2 protein-coding genes are annotated in these 1,866 nt (G+C 74.9%); both read left to right on the top strand.

Going from position 1 to position 1,866, the window contains the following annotated elements; genetic code table 11:
• The coding region (locus HW577_RS24440; RefSeq protein ID WP_198378697.1) for a hypothetical protein at positions 1-1,057 on the top strand (1,057 nt) is incomplete at its 5' end.
• A gap of 10 nt (positions 1,058-1,067) precedes the next feature.
• On the top strand, positions 1,068-1,866 hold a 799-nt coding region (locus tag HW577_RS24435), incomplete at its 3' end, for a potassium channel family protein (protein WP_232475219.1).

Below are 1,866 nucleotides of genomic sequence, written 5' to 3'. Positions count from 1 at the left end.
GGTCGCGATCCGCGGCCTCGTGGTCGCGGGCGGCCCGCCGGTGCGCATCGCCGGGCTGCGCCTGGCCGGGCTGACGATGCCGCGTGGCGCCGGCGGCCCGCCGGACCCGGCGCAGGTGCGTCTCGACGCGCTGCGGATCGAGGGGCTCGAGGTCGCCGGCCCGAACCCGGTGCGCTTCACCCAGGCGAGCCTTGAGAACTGGGTCGCCGGCCAGCCGGCGCGCTTCGCGATGGAGGGCCTCGAGGTCGGCGGGCTCGACGGCGGCTTCGTCGACACGCTGCGCCTCGCGCGCGTGGCGCTGAACGGCATCGACTTCGGCGGCACGCTCTCCGCCATCATGCGCAACGAGCCGCCACCCTCGCTCGTCGGCACCGCGGCGCTGGAGATCGACCGGATCGAGATGCTCGGCGGCGGGCGCCCGGTCGGGCGGCTGAACGAGGTGCGGCTGGCCGCGAACATCACCAGCACGGGGGGTTCGGGGACCGGCACGATCGCCTTCCGCGGCATCCGGGTCGAGCCGCTGCCGATGATCGCCGACTGGCTGACGCGCTTCGGCTACCAGGCGATGGAGGCCGACATCACGGCCGACACGGCGTATGATGCGCCGACCGGGCGGATCGAGATCCGCGACCTGTCGGTCGCCGGGCGGGACGCGGGCACGCTCTCCTTCGCCATGGTGATGGACGGCGTCACGCAGCAGCGGGCGCAATCGGCCGATTTCAGCCAGATGCGGCTGATCTCGATGGGGCTGCGCTATGCCGACGCCTCGCTCTTCGCCCGCTTCGTCTCGGTCCAGGCGCGTGAGAGCCGTACGCCTGAGCCGCAGCTGCGCGAGCAGTTCGCCGCCATGGCCGGCGGCGCGCTGAGCCAGCCGGGGGCGGCCGCGCTCGACCCGATTCGGGACGCGGTGCAGCGCTTCATCCGCGGCCAGGCGCAGACCGTCGAGATCCGCGCCAACCCGCCGCAGCCGATCGTGCTCGGACAGGTGCAGGGCGGCCCGCCGGGCAGCCCGGTCGAGGCGCAGCGCATGTTCGGGATCACCGCCCAGGCGCGGTGACGGCCGTGCCATGCTGACCGCCTTCAGGCTGTTGTGGCGCCGCCGACGGTGGCGCCACGGGCAGCCGGCGCTCCGCCGGCCGCTCGCCTGGCTCGCCGCCATGGTGCTGCTGTTCGTGGCGGCGATGGCGGTGCTGGAGGACATGCCGCCGGCGGACAGCCTGTGGCTTGCCGTGGTCACGCTGACCACGGTCGGCTACGGCGATGTCTTCGCGAAGACCGGCGCCGGGCGGATCGCGACCGTGCTGCTGCTGCTGGTCGGCGGCGTCTTCGTCGTCGCCAAGGTCGCATCCGACTGGTTCGAATGGCGGGAGGAGGTGCGCGCGCGCAAGCGCGGCGGCGCCTGGAGGTGGGGCATGGAAGGCCATGTGCTGGTGGTCGGCACGCCGGAAGGCGACGCCGTGCGCTTCTACCGCGGCCTGGTGCGCCAGCTGCGCGGCACGCCCGGCTACCGCGACGCGCCGGTGCTGCTGCTCACGCGCGCCTTTGCCGGGCGCGCCGAAGGCCTGCCCGCCATCCTCTGCGCCGAGGACCTGGTGCATGTCGAAGGCGCCCCGACGGACGACGACGCGCTGCGCATGGCCGACGCGCCGCACGCCGCGGCCGTCATCGTGCTGGCGGAGCGGACGGAGGACGCGGTCTCCGACGCCGTCTCGGCCGATGTCGTCGCGCGCGTGCTGGCGATGGCCGAGGGCGCGCGGCCCGTCGTCGTCGCCGAATGCGTCGATGACCGCAACCGCGGCCGCCTGGTCGCCGCGGGCGCCGCCGCCGCCGTGCGGCCGCTGCGCGCCTACCCCGAGATGCTGGCCC

It is taken from the genome of Neoroseomonas rubea, from assembly GCF_016106015.1.
GTDB classification, from domain to species: Bacteria; Pseudomonadota; Alphaproteobacteria; order Acetobacterales; family Acetobacteraceae; genus Neoroseomonas; species Neoroseomonas rubea.
Note: the sequence above shows the minus strand (reverse complement) of the source record. Positions and strands in the feature narration are given on the sequence as shown.